This is a genomic window from Alistipes dispar (assembly GCF_006542685.1).
Taxonomy (GTDB): domain Bacteria; phylum Bacteroidota; class Bacteroidia; order Bacteroidales; family Rikenellaceae; genus Alistipes; species Alistipes dispar.
The window spans coordinates 2,368,787-2,386,507 of sequence record NZ_AP019736.1; the positions used below are offsets into that span (position 1 = coordinate 2,368,787).

17 protein-coding genes are annotated in these 17,721 nt (G+C 62.1%); 15 read left to right on the forward strand and 2 right to left on the reverse strand.

Annotation, left to right across the window (positions count from 1 at the left end):
- Positions 1-482 precede the first annotated feature (482 nt).
- The 11 genes from FME97_RS09965 to secG all read left to right on the forward strand — a co-directional run bounded on the left by FME97_RS09965 (position 483) and on the right by secG (position 11,586).
- Positions 483-1,673, forward strand: a complete 1,191-nt coding sequence (locus FME97_RS09965; RefSeq protein WP_141429483.1) for a DUF4595 domain-containing protein — start codon at positions 483-485, stop codon at positions 1,671-1,673.
- A gap of 18 nt (positions 1,674-1,691) precedes the next feature.
- Positions 1,692-3,005 carry a BACON domain-containing protein gene (locus FME97_RS09970; protein WP_141429485.1) on the forward strand — a complete coding sequence of 438 codons (1,314 nt, stop codon included), beginning with the start codon at positions 1,692-1,694 and terminating at the stop codon, positions 3,003-3,005.
- 73 nt (positions 3,006-3,078) lie between these two features.
- Complete coding sequence (locus FME97_RS09975; RefSeq protein WP_141429486.1) at positions 3,079-4,506, forward strand: BACON domain-containing protein; 1,428 nt, start codon at positions 3,079-3,081, stop codon at positions 4,504-4,506.
- A gap of 12 nt (positions 4,507-4,518) precedes the next feature.
- Positions 4,519-5,232, forward strand: a complete 714-nt coding sequence (locus tag FME97_RS09980; protein ID WP_141429488.1) for a hypothetical protein — start codon at positions 4,519-4,521, stop codon at positions 5,230-5,232.
- Between the two features lie 84 nt (positions 5,233-5,316).
- A complete protein-coding gene (locus FME97_RS09985) occupies positions 5,317-7,269 on the forward strand; it encodes a tetratricopeptide repeat-containing sensor histidine kinase (RefSeq protein ID WP_141429489.1) in 1,953 nt (650 codons plus the stop codon).
- On the forward strand, positions 7,266-7,934 hold the full coding sequence (locus FME97_RS09990; protein WP_141429491.1) for a response regulator: 669 nt from the start codon (positions 7,266-7,268) through the stop codon (positions 7,932-7,934). The genes FME97_RS09985 and FME97_RS09990 overlap by 4 nt, the downstream gene beginning before the upstream one ends.
- Before the next feature lie 183 nt (positions 7,935-8,117).
- Entirely contained in the window at positions 8,118-8,939 is an 822-nt protein-coding gene (locus tag FME97_RS09995; RefSeq protein WP_179954809.1) for a hypothetical protein, read from the forward strand.
- A 34-nt stretch (positions 8,940-8,973) separates the two neighbouring features.
- On the forward strand, positions 8,974-10,182 hold the full coding sequence (locus FME97_RS10000) for a sigma-54 interaction domain-containing protein (RefSeq protein WP_141429493.1): 1,209 nt from the start codon (positions 8,974-8,976) through the stop codon (positions 10,180-10,182).
- A gap of 3 nt (positions 10,183-10,185) precedes the next feature.
- A complete protein-coding gene (locus FME97_RS10005) occupies positions 10,186-10,698 on the forward strand; it encodes an LptE family protein (protein ID WP_141429495.1) in 513 nt (170 codons plus the stop codon).
- A gap of 8 nt (positions 10,699-10,706) precedes the next feature.
- Complete coding sequence (locus FME97_RS10010; RefSeq protein ID WP_141429497.1) at positions 10,707-11,192, forward strand: hypothetical protein; 486 nt, start codon at positions 10,707-10,709, stop codon at positions 11,190-11,192.
- Positions 11,193-11,214: 22 nt separating this feature from the next.
- Entirely contained in the window at positions 11,215-11,586 is a 372-nt protein-coding gene (gene secG, locus FME97_RS10015) for a preprotein translocase subunit SecG (RefSeq protein WP_141429499.1), read from the forward strand.
- Between the two features lie 454 nt (positions 11,587-12,040).
- On the opposite strand, the gene cdaA is transcribed toward secG, so the two are convergent.
- Together cdaA and FME97_RS10025 are read right to left on the reverse strand one after the other, a co-directional pair.
- On the reverse strand, positions 12,041-12,841 hold the full coding sequence (gene cdaA / locus FME97_RS10020; protein ID WP_141429501.1) for a diadenylate cyclase CdaA: 801 nt from the start codon (positions 12,839-12,841) through the stop codon (positions 12,041-12,043).
- 103 nt (positions 12,842-12,944) lie between these two features.
- Positions 12,945-13,535: an OmpH/Skp family outer membrane protein gene (locus FME97_RS10025; RefSeq protein ID WP_141429503.1), complete on the reverse strand. Its 591-nt coding sequence runs from the start codon at positions 13,533-13,535 to the stop codon at positions 12,945-12,947.
- Between the two features lie 98 nt (positions 13,536-13,633).
- Here FME97_RS10025 and ruvA point away from each other — a divergent pair, with 98 nt between their 5' ends.
- The 4 genes from ruvA to FME97_RS10045 all read left to right on the forward strand — a co-directional run bounded on the left by ruvA (position 13,634) and on the right by FME97_RS10045 (position 17,432).
- Positions 13,634-14,221: a Holliday junction branch migration protein RuvA gene (ruvA, locus tag FME97_RS10030; RefSeq protein WP_141429504.1), complete on the forward strand. Its 588-nt coding sequence runs from the start codon at positions 13,634-13,636 to the stop codon at positions 14,219-14,221.
- A 366-nt stretch (positions 14,222-14,587) separates the two neighbouring features.
- Positions 14,588-15,178, forward strand: a complete 591-nt coding sequence (locus tag FME97_RS10035) for an FKBP-type peptidyl-prolyl cis-trans isomerase (protein ID WP_141429506.1) — start codon at positions 14,588-14,590, stop codon at positions 15,176-15,178.
- Positions 15,179-15,225: 47 nt separating this feature from the next.
- On the forward strand, positions 15,226-16,800 hold the full coding sequence (locus tag FME97_RS10040; protein ID WP_141429508.1) for a hypothetical protein: 1,575 nt from the start codon (positions 15,226-15,228) through the stop codon (positions 16,798-16,800).
- A 389-nt stretch (positions 16,801-17,189) separates the two neighbouring features.
- Positions 17,190-17,432: a DNA-binding protein gene (locus tag FME97_RS10045; RefSeq protein WP_141429510.1), complete on the forward strand. Its 243-nt coding sequence runs from the start codon at positions 17,190-17,192 to the stop codon at positions 17,430-17,432.
- Positions 17,433-17,721: the final 289 nt, after the last annotated feature.

Sequence of the window (17,721 nt, forward strand, 5' to 3'; positions counted from 1 at the left end):
CCGGGACCGCAACGGATGACCGCGACAGATTTCGAACGATTCGCCATGAAACGACAGCAGTTTTTTCCGTCGGGGGTCCGTCCGTGCCGCCGCATTGCGGTCCGGAGAGCCGGAATGCGACGTTCGGCCGTGCGCCGCAAGGCGGTTTCTGCCGTCCGGCCGTGGCCGGAGAGCGGCTTCGGCCGGCATACCGTTGCAAATTCCGGATATGTTTCCTATTTTTGCGGTAACATATTGACCAACACGGAAAGTGTAAGTTTATTCTCGTTAAGCGAATCTGGAAAATTCAAAGGAGAGAGAGTAAGCAAACATTCCCGCGTCTTATCCCATCGTGGATACAGGCGTGGGGCTGTCGCTCGTTTCATCTCCGGGGTTTTCCAGAACCTGCTTAAGTGAAATAGGCTTCGGCTCCACGCTTTCTGTATTTTTAACAATCCTTCGCCGGGGAGCGGGCGGAGGAACGATCGACTTCAATACTATTTATGAGAAGATTCCGCACTTTGTTGCTGGCCGCTGCGGCGGCCGCTTTCTGCGCCTGCTCGGACGACAACGGCGGCGACGGAGGCAAGGACATCCAGTTGGCTCCCGGTACGCCGAAAGACTACACGATTTTCGCCGACGAGACCTCGGGCACTCCTTCCGAGGGCATTTCGTTCACGACGACGGGTCCGTGGCGCGCCACGGTTGCCGAGACCCGCGCCGAGGTATCCGGCGGGTCGCCGTCGTGGGTGACCGTCTCCCCGGACCACGGCGATGCGGCGGGCGACTACACGATTACGATCGGGCTCGGGGTGAACGCCACGGGCAAGGACCGTCGTGCTACGGTCACGATCGAGTGCGGCTCGACGAAGATCACGATCACCGTCGAGCAGAAGGGCACGACCGAGGAGGGCGAGGTTCCCGACGAGGGCGACGAACCCGTCGTACCGGCCGGCGTGCAACTGGTTTCGGAGGTGTATTGCTACTTCAACGACTCTCCCGGCGTGGAGGACAGACGCATCGAGCTGACCTACGACGAGCGGAACCGGCTGGTCCGCTGGAAGGAGACGACGAACGAGGTCGTATCTCCCGGAACGGTCGAGACGGTTACCCGAACGTACGAATACGAGTACGGCGACGGCGTCGTGCGGATCGCCAACCCCGAGGAGGATACGCACTTTACGGTCTGGCTCAACGCCGCGGGGTATGCCGAACGGGTCGAGCGGAGCCGTTCCGGAGAGTCGGCGGACATCACCACCTATGAATACGATTCCGAAAACCGTCTGATCCGCACCGAGCAGGAGGACGAGTGGGAGGATTACGTGTGGGAAAACGGCAACCTCGTGGAGAGCCGCTACGGCAGTCCGGACGGCGAGAGCGACGTGACGCGGTTTACCTATACCGATCTGGAGAACCGCGAACGGCCGGATTTCATCGGCGCATGGAACGAGCTTCCTTCGTGGTACGAGGAGCTGGCGTGGGCCGGACTGCTGGGCGTCCGGAACCGCAACCTCATGCAAGGGACGAGAGGCGACGGCGAATGGTCCTACAAGGATGATTTCTGCATGGAATACGAGGTGGATGCCGAAGGCTATGTCACCGAGGCCGTCGAGTACGGGCTGACCTCCGAAGGAGAGACGGACCGTTCGAATCCCCGCACATACGAAGTCAAACACATTGCATCCCGTAAATAACCTGAAAAATGACGAATCATGAAACGCATTTTCGCATTCCTGTTCGCAGCGGCCGCTTTCTGCGCCTGCTCGGACGACAACGGCGGCGACGGAGGCAAGGACATCCAGTTGGCTCCCGGCACGCCGAAAGACTACACGATTTTCGCCGACGAGACTTCGGGCACGCCCTCCGAGGGCATTTCGTTCACGACGACGGGTCCGTGGCGCGCCACGGTTGCCGAGACCCGTGCCGACGTATCCGGCGGGTCGCCGTCATGGGTGACCGTCTCCCCGGACTACGGCGATGCGGCGGGCGACTACACGATTACGATCGGGTTCGGGGTGAACGCCACGGGCAAGGACCGTCGTGCTACGATCACGATCGAGTGCGGCTCGACGAAGATCACGATCACCGTCGAACAGAAGGGCACGACCGAGGAGGGCGAGGTTCCCGACGAGGGCGACGAACCCGTCGTGCCGGCCGGCAAGAAGCTGATTTCCCGTATGGAGAATACCTATTGGTACGATTTCGGTTCGGGGATCGAGGAAGATGGCGGAGAAATCGTGAATTATTTCTACGACGAGAAGTCCCGCCTGACGAAGATGGTCGTGGAGACCTATTCCGAGACGAATGAGCCCTCTCCGGCCTTTATCCGCAGGCGGATTCCCGCTGCGTCCGCTGCCACCCGTACGCGCGTTCCCGTCACGTTCACGGCCGCTTTTACCTACGGCGACCGGAGCGTTTCCTACGAGATAACGCGCGAGGAGAACGGCGTGGCGGATTCCCGAAAGGATACCGGTTCGGTCGAACTGGACGAGGCCGGGCGCGCCGTGTCGGGCAAATGGACCTCGTACTACGACGAAGACGGTGGTACCCCGACTTCCGCCACGTACGAACTGTTTTACGATGCCGAAGGGTATCTGGTGAAATCGGTCTCCTCCGAGGACGGCGAGGAGCGTATCACGTGGACGGGCGGCAACCCGACCGAAGTGTGGTGGGGAACGATCGACGGGCAGGATGTGATCGACAAGGCGAGCTACGGAACGGTTCCCAACAAGACCAACCTCGACCTGAACTGGTTCTGCGTACTGAAGACCGAAGGCTGGGCCTTCGCTTCGGGAGATGCCGACAACATCTTCCCGCTCATCGGCCTTACGGGCAAACGGTCGGCGTATATGGCCGAAACGGTCACTGGATATATGTTTGCCGGATATTCCGACGGAGACTCTTACGAGTACGTTTACCAGACCGACGCCGACGGCCTGCTGATCAAGATCACGCAGAAGAGGCACAGCTCGTACGTCGAACAGCCGTACAAGAGCTTCGAAACCGTAATCACCTACACCGAATGATTCGTGCCGTTGCCGCCGGTTGCGCCGAAGCTTCCGGCGGCAGCGGTCCGATCCGAACGACAAACGATTGATTATGAAACGTATTTTCGCGTTCCTGTTCGCGGCGGCCGCTTTGGCTGGCTGCTCGGACGACAACGGCGGCGACGGAGGCAAGGACATCCAGTTGGCTCCCGGCACGCCGAAAGACTACACGATTTTCGCCGACGAGACCTCGGGCACTCCTTCCGAGGGCATTTCGTTCACGACGACGGGTCCGTGGCGCGCCACGGTGGCCGAGACCCGCGCCGAGGTATCCGGCGGGTCGCCGTCGTGGGTGACCGTCTCCCCGGACCACGGCGATGCGGCGGGCGACTACACGATTACGATCGGGCTCGGGGTGAACGCCACGGGCAAGGACCGTCGTGCTACGATCACGATCGAGTGCGGCTCGACGAAGATCACGATCACCGTCGAGCAGAAGGGCACGACCGAGGAGGGCGAGGTTCCCGACGAGGATGACGACGACCCCGCCGTGCCCGAACCTTCGGTGCGGAAGCTCGTCAGCCGGATCGACCAGACGATCGACTACTGGTCGGGCTGCGAGGACCGGTTCGATACCGATACCTATGTTTTCAAGTACGACGACCGCGACCGTATCGTCGAATATTCGATCGAAGTGGATCGTGACGGCAGCGTTTCCGACCGGCGCGTCTGCCGGCTCGACTACTCGGTCGCGGACGAAATCCGCATCGAGGAGGCCTATGATTTTTCGGACGGCGGCATGCCGGAACGCTATACCGTCTCCCTGAACGATGCGGGGTATGTCCGGCACGTCGAACTGCCCACCGCGATAAGCACCCCCTTTGTCTGCGATTTCGGATACGACGACGCGGGACGGCTGATACGTCAGGAATGGTCCGCCGGCTATTCGTCGGGGTGGACGACCTTCGACTATACGGACGGCGTCGTTTCGGGCGGTACGGTCTGCGACGACGAGGGTGAGAACTCGGCCGACGGGTTCGAACGCTATTTCGGCGACGTGAAGAACGATCTGCTGAACATCGACCCCAATGCGCTTTTCATGGGCGGACTGCTCTACGACGGTACGGAGAACTACTCCGATATCCTCGGTCCGCTCGACCGGCTGGCGTTGCTGCGGCTCGTGGGACGGGGATCCGACCGGTATGTCGTGCGTTACGACGGAGGAGACGAATCGGTGTCCGGGGATGAGATGGGATCGTGGCCGGAACCGAACGTCACGGTTCATCAGAGTTCCGAATATTGCGAATACGAGTGGGACGAGACGCTCCGCTATGCCTTCAACGACGACGGTTCGATTGCGACCGTTTCCCAGGAGGAGCTCTGCACGAGGATTCGCTATGAATACGACATCGTGGTGGGCGACGAACTGGTGAATCCCGACTATCCGGAGGGCGGATACAAGTGTACCATCGCCAATGAAACCCGGACTCCGGTCGGAAAGGGTACGAATACTTATATTTATACCTTCACTTACCGTTAAACCCCGGCGGTCATGGCTTACGTTTATCTGATTGTCGCGCTAAGCTGGCTTCTCGGCCTGCTCTGCCTGGCGGTGCTGCTCGCTCCGCCCGTCCTCTGGTTCCTCCACCGCCGCGATGCGAATTTCGCCCGTCCGGTCCGCTGGGTGGCGCGCATCGACCTCGCTTTCATTCTGTCGTGGTTCGTGTCGTTCTTCTTTTTCAACCTGCGTGATGTCCGGCCCGACGGCGTAGGTTACGATCTGCTCTACATCGTCTTCGGACTGCTGACGCTGATCGCCGTGTGGAAGATGAAGGCCGGCGAGGGCTTCAGGGGGCTGTTCCGCAATCCCGGTACGGGGAAATTCCCGTTCGCCGTTTACCTGCTGACCGCAGCCGGGGTGACTGTCGTCACGGTGGTGAGTCTGGTGAGCTACGTGATCGTCGCGGCGTGCATCATCCTGCTCTTCTGGCTGCTGTTCATCAAGCTGGACGTCCTTTCGATGGCCTTCGGCGGTTCCGGCGGGGGCGGCGGTCTGTCGCTGGGCGGCTTCGGAGGCGGCTCGGGCGGCGGTGCGGATACGGACGGGAGTTGGCCCCTCATGCAGGGCGACGAGACGTGCGACGCCAAGGTGGAAGACCCTTCGTGCGGCATCTGCAATCTGAACAAGGTCAGCGAAACGGCTTTCGAGGACCAGTACGGACGCCGCTGGGAGAAGACCCAGAACGGCAAGGTCCGCCTGTTCTGAATAAAAAAGAGCCGCCGAAACGCTTCGGCGGCTCTTTTTTGCTATCTTTGTCGAAGAAGACGCAACAAACCCGACGAAAACCCGATGAAACGAATCCTGATGACGGGCTGTCTTGCCGCTGCCTGTTCCTTCGCGGCTGCGGCGGCCGCACCCGCCGACGAACTGGAAGGGTTGCTCGGCCGCCTGCGCCGTGCCGAGGCGATGGCCGGCGGAGCCGTGAAAAACGACTCCGTGGCTTCGGTCTGCGCCGATCTGAGCGGCTACTACAACTATATTTCGGCCGACTCGTCGCGCCTCTACGCCGAGCGCGGGCTGGCTCTGCTGCCGGACACGCCGTCGGAGCTCCACGCCACGCTGCTGAACAACTGCGCCAACGCTTTCTTTTCGGCCGGCGACATGCCCCGGGCCAAGGAGTGGCTGTTCCGGACGCTCCGCGAGGCCGAAGCGCTCGGCATCGGGTCGCTGCGCATCGACGCGCTTTCGGCGCTGGGCGTGGTTTACCGGCGGTGCGAGATGCCCGACTCGGCCTTCGTCTGCTACTCCCGCGCCGCCGAACTGGCCGAGGCGAGCGGCGAGGAGTCGTCGGTGGCGAATCTCTACATCAACATCGCCGTGCTCTATGCCAATACGCGGCGGCTCGACGAGGCGCTGGTCTATGCCCGGAAGGGGTTGGAACGCTCGCTCCGGAGCGACGAGACGGGGCAGCAGCTCTACGCCTACCAGACGCTGGGCAGCATCCAGGTCCTGCTCGAACGCCGTGAGGAGGCTGCCGCCACGCTGCGCGACGCCTATGCGCTCGCCGTGCGGGCGGACATGCCTACGTTCGTGGTCAAATGCGCCGCGCCGCTCATCAGCAACTTCACGCTTCTCGGCCGGCCCGATTCCGTGCGCCGCTACATCTCCCTGACGGAACCTTACCTCGGGCGGGTGGCTCCCGGCAGCGTCGAGGGGCTGGGCTACAAGGAGGTCATCGCGCAGTTCTACCTCAATACGGGCCGTTACGGCGAAAGCCTGCGGCTGTACCGCGAGCTGCTGGCCGAGGAGGGCAACCTGGCGACTCCCCGGCCGCTGCTGCTCAACCGCATCGCGCGGGCCGAAGCCGGACTGGGCCGCTACGCCGAGGCCTACCGGACCATGGCCGAATGCTATGCCGTGCAGGATTCGGTCTCCGGGGCGCGTTTCCAGGAACAGTTGTCGGATTTCTCGGCCCGTTACGATGCGCAGCAGAAGGAGCTGGAGATCGCCACGCTGCGCGAGGAACGGGCCCTGCAACGGGTCTCGACGATGCGCTACGTCGTCTGGTCGGTGGTGCTGATCGTACTGCTCGCCGCGGCCGTGTCGCTGCTGCTCTTCCTGCGCAGGCGTCAGATCGCCCGCGGGCGGGCCCGCGAACGGGAGTTCGAGGCGTTCCGTCGGCAGACCGACCTGCGGCTGGCCCGCAAGTACATCGACGGACTGGAGGCCGAGCGTACGCGGCTGGCCCGGGAGTTGCACGACGGCATCTGCAGCGACCTGCTGGGGCTGGAGATGCGCATGCGCCATGCCGATCCGACTCCCGGGGCGCAGCGCGAGGCGGTGGAGCTGCTGGCCTTGATGCGCGAGAGCGTGCGCAACATTTCGCACGAACTGATGCCGCCCGCGCTGCAATACGCCACGCTCGACGAGATGATAGGCGACTACACATCCCATCTCGAACTGCCTCCGGCGGTCGATCTGCGCTACCGCTCCTCGTCGCCGGACGGCTGGGGCGACATTCCGCCGAAGGTCTCCTACGAGCTCTACCGCATCCTGCAGGAGGTGATGAGCAACCTGGTCCGTCACAGCGGCGCGACGCTGATCGACGTCGAGCTGCGCCGCGAGGCGCGCCGGATCGTCTGCACGGTCCGCGACGACGGCCGTGCGCCCGACCGTCGGCAGCAGCGCACGCAGGGAATCGGCCTGCGCACCGTGGCCGACCGGTTGCGGACCATCGGCGGAGGGATGCGCCTCGAACGCACCGATACGGGCACGACGCTTACTTTGGAGATCGCGCTATGACCGCCGCCGGACACGCCGAAAAACTCGCCCTGCTGCTCGTGGACGACCACGAGCTGATTCTGCTCGGTATCCGCCAGAGCCTCGAACGCGAAGGAACGGCGGGCGATCTGGTCGCGGTCCGCAGCGCCGCAGAGGCTTTGCAGGCGCTCCGCAGCAGGCGCTTCGACCTTTGCGTCGTCGATCTCGAACTGCCCGATCTGCCGGGATTCGAACTGATCGACGCCATCCGGCGGCAGGACCCTGCGGCCCGGATCGTCGTCAATACCATGCACAACGAGATATGGACCGTCAATCGCCTGCTGCAAAGCGGCGTGCAGGGCGTCGTGATGAAGGATTCCGATGCCGGGGAGCTCGCCCGCGCCGTCCGTGCCGTGGCATTCGGGGGCCGTTATTTCTGTCCCCGCTTCGAACAGCTCCGCCGGCGTTTGCTGTGCGGTTCCGGACCCGATCCGCTCACGCGCCGCGAGCAGGAGGTGCTCGAACGGATCGCCGAGGGGCACAGTACGGCGGAGATCGCCCGCCGCATGTCGCTTTCGCAGAATACGGTCGAAACCTACCGCAAGCATCTCTTCGCCAAACTCGGAGCCCGCAACTCGGTCGATCTCACGATGCGGGCCGTCGCCCGAGGTCTGATCCGCGCCGACCTCTCCGGCCGGGAAAACTGAAGGCCCGCGGCGGCTGCCGGCTGCCTGTCGTCTGTCGGCCGCTTTTGCCGGCGGGGGACTCGGCCTTCCGTCCGGCCGTTTCCCGCCGCCGCTCGGCCCTTCCTGCGAATTGGGAAGCGAATATTTGGTCTTTTCTCGGAAAAAAGGTAATTTTGAAGCCGGATTAAACCTGCTTTCGGAATCGTGCTGAGTCTTGTCATATCGCAATACCTGGAGTCGCACAAGCGGCTCGTCGTTCCCCAACTGGGGGCTTTCATCGTCAAGGAGCCGGGACATGCCGTGCTCTTTTCGGAACTGCTCAAACGCGACGACGGCGTGCTGCGCCGTCTGCTTTCGGAGCGGGGAATGAACGAGCTGGAGGCCGCGGGCGAGATCGACCGGTTCGTTTTCGAGGTGCGCCATGCCGCGGAACACGGCGGGGAGTATCCGCTGCCCGGTTTCGGCGTTCTCGCCGCCGGTCCGAACGGGACCGTCGCCTTCCGCTACGACCCCGCTCCCGTGTCCGGGACGGCCTCCCCGGAATCCCCGGCTGCGGAGACCGTAGGAAAGGAGACGCCGGTTGGTGCGGCCGCAGCGGCCGACGGTTCCGGAGAGGCGCCCGCTGCCCCGGTCCGCACGCCGCGCGTGCATCCCGGACGGCTGACCGAGGCCGTGAAGCAGGCTTTCGACGAACCGCACGTGTCGCCTTCGGCCAAACTGAACCCCGATCCCTCGGTGCGCGGCCTGCGTTACGGCCGTCCGCCGAAGAATACCGATGCCTACACCTATGTCGGCCGCGTCCCGCGCCGCCGTACGGACCGTTTCATCTGGATCGCCGTGATCGCCGCCGTGCTGGCGCTCGCCGCGATCGGATACGGTTATTACCGCGACTACCGCGAGCGGCAGATCGAGGCGGAGTGGGCCGCTCCCGCCGTGCCGGACGAACCGCAGCCCGATGCTGCCGCGGCGGGGGAGACGGGCGTTTCCGATGCCGTGCCGGTTCCGGCATCCGCTTCCGCCGTGTGACCGCCGCACCGAACCCGAACATCATACGAACCCAATGACAGAGATCGCAACCGTAAAACAACGCTTCGGCATCATCGGCACTTCGGAACTTCTGGACCGGGCGCTGGAGGTGGCCCTGCGCGTGGCTCCCACCGACCTGACGGTACTCGTCACGGGCGAAAGCGGCGTGGGCAAGGAGTTCTTCCCGCAGGTCATCCATGCCTATTCCGCGCGCAAGCACAACAAATACATCGCCGTGAACTGCGCGGCGATTCCCGAAGGAACCATCGACTCGGAACTTTTCGGCCATGAAAAGGGGGCCTTCACCGGAGCCACGGAGGCCCGGAAGGGTTATTTCGAAGAGGCCGACGGCGGCACGATCTTCCTGGACGAGGTGGCCGAGCTGCCGCATCCGACGCAGGCGCGCCTGCTGCGCGTGTTGCAGACGGGCGAATTCATCCGTGTCGGGTCGTCGAAGGTGCAGAAGACGAACGTCCGCGTCGTCGCCGCGACGAACATGAACCTGCAGGAGGCCATCGCCCAGGGGCGTTTCCGTGAGGACCTCTTCTACCGCCTGAGCACAGTTCCCATCGTCGTGCCGTCGCTGCGCGAACGCCCGGAGGACATCCCGCTGCTGTTCCGCAAATTCGCCGCCGACGTGGCCGTGCAGTACCGCATGCCGGCCGTGACGCTCGACGAGGGGGCGCGGCAGATGCTCATGCACTACTATTGGCGGGGCAACATCCGCCAGTTGAAAAACGTCGCCGAGCAGATTTCGGCCATCGAGCAGGCGCGGGTCATCACCGCGGAGGTGCTGTCGAAGTACCTGCCCCGGCAGGAGGCCGGAGCCCCCGTGGCCGCCGGTTCGGTCCGTATGGACGACGACATGTCCACCGAGCGGGAGCTGCTCTACAAGGTGCTCTTCGACATGCGCGCCGACATCAACGACCTCAAGCGCATGATGGCCGAACTGATGCAGGCTTCGGGCCGCTGCCAGGAGCCGGTGCGCGACATTCGGGGGCTGCTGCCGTCCGCCGCGCAGAGCAGCCTCGCTCCCGTGCAGCCCGCTCCGGTCTATGCCGAGAGCGAGGAGGTGACCGACGACCCGCCGCGCGAGCGGACCAAGGCCGACATGCAGCGCGAGCAGATCATCCGCGCCCTGCGCCGCAACAACGGCCGCCGCCGCGAGGCCGCCGCCGAACTTTTCATGTCCGAACGCACCCTCTACCGGAAGATCAAGGAGCTGGGTATAGCGGAAAATTAGCTTATGAAGAAGACACGCATTCTCCTGTTCTCGTTTTGCGCCGTGCTTTTGACCGGCTGCGGCGTGGCCATCAAGTATTCGCTCTCGGGCGCGTCAATCCCGCCCGACGCCAAGACCTTCTCGGTGGCCTATTTCCCCAACAACGCCACGATGGTGTCGCCCATTCTGAGTTCGACGCTCACCGAGGCGCTGGTCGATATTTTCACGCGCCGGACGCGCCTGACGCAGGTGGACGAGGGGGGCGATTTCGCCTTCGAGGGCGAGATCACGAACTACACCTCGACGACCTCCTCGGTGTCGAGCGACGAATACGCGCTGTTGAACCGCCTGACGATCACCGTCAAGGTGCGTTTCACGAACGCGCTCGACGAGAGCATGTCGTTCAACCGCACCTTCACGGCCTTCGAGGACTACGAATCGACGCAGTTGCTTACCGAGGTCGAGGGAACGCTCATTCCGCTGATCGTCGATAAGCTCGTCACGGACATCTTCCAGGCTTCGGCCTCCAACTGGTAAATGGCGATATGGACTCTCTGAAAGCGTTTTTCGCATCGCCCGCCGGAGCGTCGCTCCCTCCGGCCGGGGAGGTCGCCGCCGCCGTCGGACGTTACGGATGGTTCGCGCCGGTTCGCGTGATGCGCGAACTGCAAACGGGCGATGCCGATCCGCAGTTGGCGCTCTTCGCTCCGTGGCGCGGGGAGAGTTCCCTGCGTCGTGCGGCGGTGGATGCGGAGGCCCTCACGCGGCTCTCTTCGGAGGAGGTCATCGACCGGTTCCTGCGCGAGGAGGATCTGCGTATCGTGGCCGACGACGGGGCGCCCGACTGCGAGGTGCGCACCGCTCCCGAATTGGACGACGAGGACGAGATCGTGAGCGAGGAGCTGGCGGCGATCTACCTTTCGCAGGGGCTTCGCCGCGAAGCCATAGCGATTTATCGCAAATTAAGTTTGCTAAATCCCGAAAAAAGTGTTTACTTTGCCGAACTTATCGGCAAAATTGAAGAACAATAAAAAATAATTAATAATTGAGGATATGTTATACACGATTTGCATTGCCCTGATTCTCATTGCGAGCGTTCTGGTCATTCTCGCGGTACTGGTGCAGAACCCCAAGAGCGGCATGGCCGCCAATTTCGGCGCGTCGAACCAGGTGATGGGTGTGCGTGAAACGACGAACTTCCTGGAGAAGTTCACCTGGACGATGGCCATCGCCATCGTGGTGCTGAGCCTCGTGGCCACGCTGGCCATGGACAAGGGCCTCGTCGCCCAGAGCAATTCGGAGATTTCGAAGGACGCTAAGGCGTTGCAGGAGCAACTGCTCGACACCGAGGCCGCTCCCGCGATGCCGCAGGCCGAGATTCCAGCCGAGCAGCCCGCACAGCCTGCCGAGACTCCCGCCGAGTAATCCGGCGACCGGGAGAAATAACCTTTTCGTTCCGCGGGGATTCACTCCTCGCGGAATTTCGGTTTATACCTCGCCGGGTTTCCCGCTGTTCCCGGTCTCTTCCGTCCGGTTCTCTTTCGCTTGGCTCTCCGAGGCTTTCTCGGGGCTTTCTGCCCTTTGCCGTCTCCCGTCCTTTTGGGGCCTGGCATTTGTCCCTCCGGCTTCTGTTTTTCTCCCGCATCCGTGTCCGGTTCCCGTTGTCTCCGGGTTAGGGGAGACTTCGGCGGCTGTGCCGTCCGGTCTCCGCTGGCTTTCGGGGCCTTCGCGTTCGCCGTTTCGTCCGGAGCCTGCTGTCCGGCACGTCTCTGCAAATAAGAATCACCCCTGTCGGCGCGATCTCCCGACAGGGGTGAAATCGTAAGCCCGAACTCGTTGGGGAGCTTCTCCGTCCGCTTCTCTTCGTGCGGCGGTCCGCTCACTCCGCCACCTCGCCTTTCGACTGCTTGCGCGAATTGATCGTCAGGTAGCGTTGGAGGGTCTGTTGCAAATGCACGGGGTCTATGTTGCGGCGGATTTCGCCGTTCTGGGCGATCGAGATGCCGCCCGTCTCCTCCGACACGACGACGATGATGGCATCCGAGATTTCGCTCATGCCGATCGCCGCACGGTGGCGCGTGCCGTAGGACTTGGGCACGGCGCTCTGCGTCACCGGGAGGATGCACTTGGCCGCCACGATGCGGTCGCCTTCGATCAGTGCGGCGCCGTCGTGCAGCGGGGCGTTCTTGAAGAAGATGTTCTTCAGCAGCGGCGTCGAAACCTTGGCGTCGAGGGCGATGCCGCCTTCGGCGATGAGCCGCAGGTCGCTCCGCTGTCCGATGACGATCAGCGCTCCGGTCTTCGTCTCGGCCATTTCGCGGCAGGCCGTGACGATCGGCACGACGTTCGTCTGCACGCGGTCTTCGCCCGAGGAAAAGATGCGGGTGATGAAGTTGAACTGTTTCTGACGCATCCCGATCATCTGCAGAAACCTCCGCAGCTCGGGCTGGAAGACGATAATCAGGGCGATGGCGCCCACCGAGATCAACTGTCCGAGAATGGTCGAGAGCAACTCCATGTTCAGCGCCCGCACGATCACCCACAGCAGGTAGATGGCGATGATCCCCGAAAGGATGTAGGGGGCGTTGGTTCCCTTGGTCATGCGGTAGATCCAGTACATGATCGCGGCGACCAGGATGATGTCCATGAAGTCGATGAATGTGAACGGAACGAATCCCATTGCTTCGAAAAATTAATCCGTTGTCAGTTTTCCTGCAAATGTATGAAAAAAACGGCTTCCCCGCTGTCGTGGAAACCGCTTTTTTGCCTTTTGTCCGGCCGTTTTACTTCTTCTCGGCCTTTTTGTCGGCGGCGTACAGCTCATTGACCTTCTGCAATACGGCAGGCGTGATGTTGAGCGTCGTGTCGGCGTCGATGAGCGCCGAGGCGTTGATGATGAGCTTGTACTTCCTGTCGGCGTTGATCTGCTGCACGGCGCGGTTGAGCAGGTCCTGCGCCCGGTTCGTGAAGACGTAGTTCTCCTCGTCGAGCGACTGGGCCTCCTTCTGGGCGTTGTTCTGATAGGATGCCGCCCGTTTCTGGAGGCTCTCCTGCTGTGCCTGCGCGTCGCGCGAGGTGATGAGCCCCTTCTGGAACTTCTCCTGCAACTGCGCCACCTCGGCCTGGAGGTTCTGCTCGCGCTGCGCCCAGCTCTTCTGCGCCTTCTCGGTCTTCTCCTGCAGGGCCTTGCCTTCGGTCAGGAAGAGGTCGCACTGCGCCAGCACGGCTTCGACCTGCACGTAGGCGATATCGCTCGCGCCGACCCGGGCCGTCGTTTCGGTCTGGGCCGTCTGAGCGGTCTGTTCCGTCGTTTTCGTGCCGCAGGCGGTCATTACGAGCGCTGCAGCCAGCACCGGAAAGAGAGTTTTTTTCATATCGTTTTTTTCGGTTTTTGGTAATTATTCCGTATTTGAGACACAAAGGTAGGAAAATTTCTTTATTTTTGCCCGTCCGCGTCTAAATTTTGTCTTTTATGTACGAATATATCAGCGGCGTCGTGGCCGAGGCGGCTCCCGCCTATGCCGTCATCGACGTCGGCGGGGTAGGGTACTACCTCAATATCTCGCTCGAAACCTATTCGGCGATCGAACACGCCGAGCGCGCGAAGCTCTTCGTGCACTACGTCGTGCGCGAGGATGCGCAGTTGCTCTACGGCTTCTCGACGCGCGTGGAGCGCGAGCTGTTCCGGCTTCTGATCGGCGTTTCGGGCGTGGGCGGCAATACGGCGCGGATGATTCTCTCGACCTATTCGCCGCGCGAATTGCAGGGGATCATCTCGTCGGGCAACGCCGTGCTGCTGAAGAACGTGAAGGGGCTGGGGCTCAAGACGGCTCAGAAGATCATCGTGGAGCTTACGGGCAAGCTCACCGCGCTGGGCGCCGGGGAGGGTGCGCCGTTGGCCGCCGCTGCCGGCGGCGGGGAGATCGACGAGGCCCTCTCGGCGCTGGTCATGCTCGGCTTCGCCCGCTCGGCGGCCGAAAAGGTGCTGCGCGCCGTCGTCCGCGAATCTCCGTCGGCCTCGGTCGAGGAGCTGGTGCGCATGGCTCTCAAACGTCTTTGACGGCCGGCCCTTACGCCTCCGGCGCCGGCGGCCGCTCCCGCAGCCGTTCCGTTCCCTGTGTTTCCCCGTCCTGTTTCCCGTGTTCTCCCGGACCGTCTCCGCATTTTCCGGCTGCTTCCGCACTGCGGTCCGCCGCTGCATTTTCCGTAACCGGCCTTCGGGGGCTTCGCCCTTTGGGTTACCCCCCCCCGCTTTCCCGGTCCGTTTCCTTTCCGGCCTTCCCTCTCCTCCGGAAGCGCGGCTGCGCCTTCCGGTCTTCGCCTTTCCGTTCTCTTTTTTTCTTCGGCGGCATGCTGCGGAGGCGTTTTTTTGCGTTTGTTGTGCGGAAATCGGATTGTTTTTGTAAATTTGCACGATTATATGCCGATGAAAAGAGTGATATACGCCCTTGCCGCGCTCGTCGCGCTGTGCTGTGCCTGCTCGAACGAGGAGGAGGTGCTGCCCCAGCAGCGGGAGAAGCTGGTCTCCTATCTCGAATCGTCCCACGCCCCGGCGCTCGTCGAGGAGTCGGAGGCCGACAAGGAGGCCCGGCAGCCGTTCTATTCCCTTTCGGGCAGCACGGTTTACCGCTATATCGAGACCTACTATGCTCCCGGGCGGGAGAGCCGTGCGGAGGTAACCTCCTCGTCGAAGGTGACGATCACCTTCCGGGCCTACGAGTTCACCTATTCGAACATCACCGACAGCACCTTTCCGTTCTATTCGAACGATCCGCTGCTGGAGCAGGCCTACCTCGAGGCGGGGCTGACCCCCGGGGCCTGGTCGTTCGAACCGCTGACGCTCGACATGCGCGGCGACATACTAAAAGGGCTTCGTCTCGCGTTGTTGGGTTGTCGCGCGGGCGACGAGGTGGAGGCGTATATGACCTACAACATGGCCTTCGGCGACCGGAATTTCGGCACGATCCCCCGGGAGAGTCCTATTGCGTGGTTCTTCACGGTCGAGAGCGTCGAATAGGTCCGGAGCCGGCAACCGATTGAAAAAGAATGAGAATGCGACGAAATATGAAATTGCGTATCCTGTGCCTTGCGGCGGCCGGTCTGCTGCTGCTCGGTTCCTGCGCGAAGGAGGAGGCCGAATCGTTCGACAAGTTCGAGGATATGGCGCTCGAAGCGTGGATGCAGCAGCATCGCCCCGAGCTGCTGAAAAACTACCAGTCCGACGGCGGCTATTACGTGGACGTCCTCGATGCCGGCGATATGGAGGCGGCTCCGATCAGCGACACGGTCTGCTGGGTGTCGTTCGACTTTTCGGGCCGCGACCTGAGCGGCAACATCATCCTCACGCGCCGTGCGGACGAGGCCCATCAGGTAGGGTCGTTCACCAAATACACCCGTTACGTGCCCTATTACCGCTATTGCGGCGAGCGCTTCTCGGGATCGTTGATCGAGGGGACCTACCTGGCCATGCGCAACACGCTGCATCTCGATCCCGACTACGTGGCGGCGCATCCCGAGCGGAACCTTCCTACCGAGCTCCGGCTCCGCGAGGGGTCGCAGGTGGTGCTCTACATGCCTTCGCGCGTCGTGGGGTCCGGCGGCGTTTCGGGCGACGGCGGCTACGAAGGGCAGAGCGGCTATACGCTCGATGCGCGGCGGCCGTTCATCGTCACGATGACGATCTGCGACACGGTCAAGAATCCGCTCGAGCACGAAGGCCGCGAGGTTGACGAGTTCTGCAAGACGCATAACGGCGGCCTGAAAATGTACGACAAGGACGACGATACGGCCGACATCGGGCCGCTGCCTTCCGATCCCGAGGACAAGAATCACCCCTACAATGTCGCCGAGGAGTGGGTGAGCGCCAACGACACCATTCCGCAGGTCTATATCAACTACCGGTTCAACCCGGCGAAGAAGGGACTGAAATTCCCCGATCCCTATTTTTCGGGCTTCCTGCCCTATGCCGAGGCGTCGTCGATGGAGACGCTCGAGACGAAGATCAACGAAGCGCTCGTCAAACGCTTCCATCCCGACGAGGACAATCCTTATCCGACCGATATCAAGGAACTGGAAGCCGACTCGGTGAAGCTCGACGGCACGGCTAAGGTGTGGTATATCGGCCGTTTCCTCGATGGTTTCATTTTCGATACGAATATCGACGAGGTGAAGGAGTTGATCTACGGCGAGGTGGTTTCGGAGGGCGAAGCCTACGAATACACTCCCAAGGAGGGCGGAGCCGTTACCATGTGGTACTATTCGATTCCCAATCTCAAGTACGGGCAGTGGGCGGCCGTCGTCGCCACCTCGACCAACGGTTACGGTTCGACGGGCCGTTCGGGCGGAACCTCCTCTTCGGGGGGATATTCCTCCTCGGATTATTACGATTATCTCAATTATCTGAACTATTACAACAGCTATTACGGCAACAACGGCTATTATAATCCCTATTACGGCGGCTACTACGGCTACGGCGGCTATTACGGCGGTTATTACAATCCCTATTACGGCTATGGCTACGGCTACGGTTACGGCAGCGATTCCGACGATTCGGAGAGCGTGACGACCGTCAGCACGGAGATTCCGCCCTTCTCGCCGCTGATTTTCGAACTCTACATCGAACCCGAGGAGGAAGAGTAGCCTCCCCCGGGTCGTCGTCTGCGACCGTCGCTCCCGCGAAAAATTGCTTTCGCGGGAGCGGTTCGTTTTCGCACGTCCCGCTCTTTCGGAACCCTCTTTGTCAGAGACTCCCGGTCTTGATGCGTTTTTTCCGGGTTTCACGGCTCTCCCGACCCGGCCTTCCCGGTTTCCGCGGGCGCCCCGCATCCCGTTTTTCCGGGGGCGGTTCGTCCGGAATGCCTGCCGGACTGCGGCCGAAGATTCCGGATCCTTTCGCTCCGCTTTCGTTTTTCTCGTCCCGCGATCCGTTTTTCCTGTTTCCCGCTACTTTTTCAGGCAGAAATTTTGTAATTCCGTAAAAATGTATTAATTTAGTTGTGCAGAAGTGCAACACCTAAAATTCAACAGATATGATTATCACATTTAACGAGTTGCGTCGTATCAAGGACCGGCTGCCGAGCGGCAGTTCGCAACGTATCGCAGATGAACTGGGAATAGACGTAGAAACCGTCCGCAACTATTTCGGAGGCAAACACGAGGCCAAGGAGTGTGTCGGCGTGCACTTCGAACCGGGTCCCGACGGCGGTGTCGTGACGCTGGACGACACGACGATTCTCGACGTGGCGATGCGTATCCTGAGCGAACAGCAGTAAGAGCTTACGATATTTTGTCCGGCCGTGTGCCGGGTCGAAGGCCGGATTCCGTGCGGATCCGGCCTTTCGCATGCCGGGTTCCGTCCCGGTCCGTTTGTACCGTCGCCCTGCGCCGTCCGTCCCTTTTCGCTCCGTTCCGCCGGGGCGCCTTTTGACCGTTCCTGCCAAAATGCCGTGCGCGGGGCGCTCCGGAACCGCTCTTCCTGCCATTCGTCTGACAATTTGGCAGGGATTGCCGTTTGGTACAACCTTTGTTCGGAAAACGGACGTGTCCTGCGGCGGATGCCCG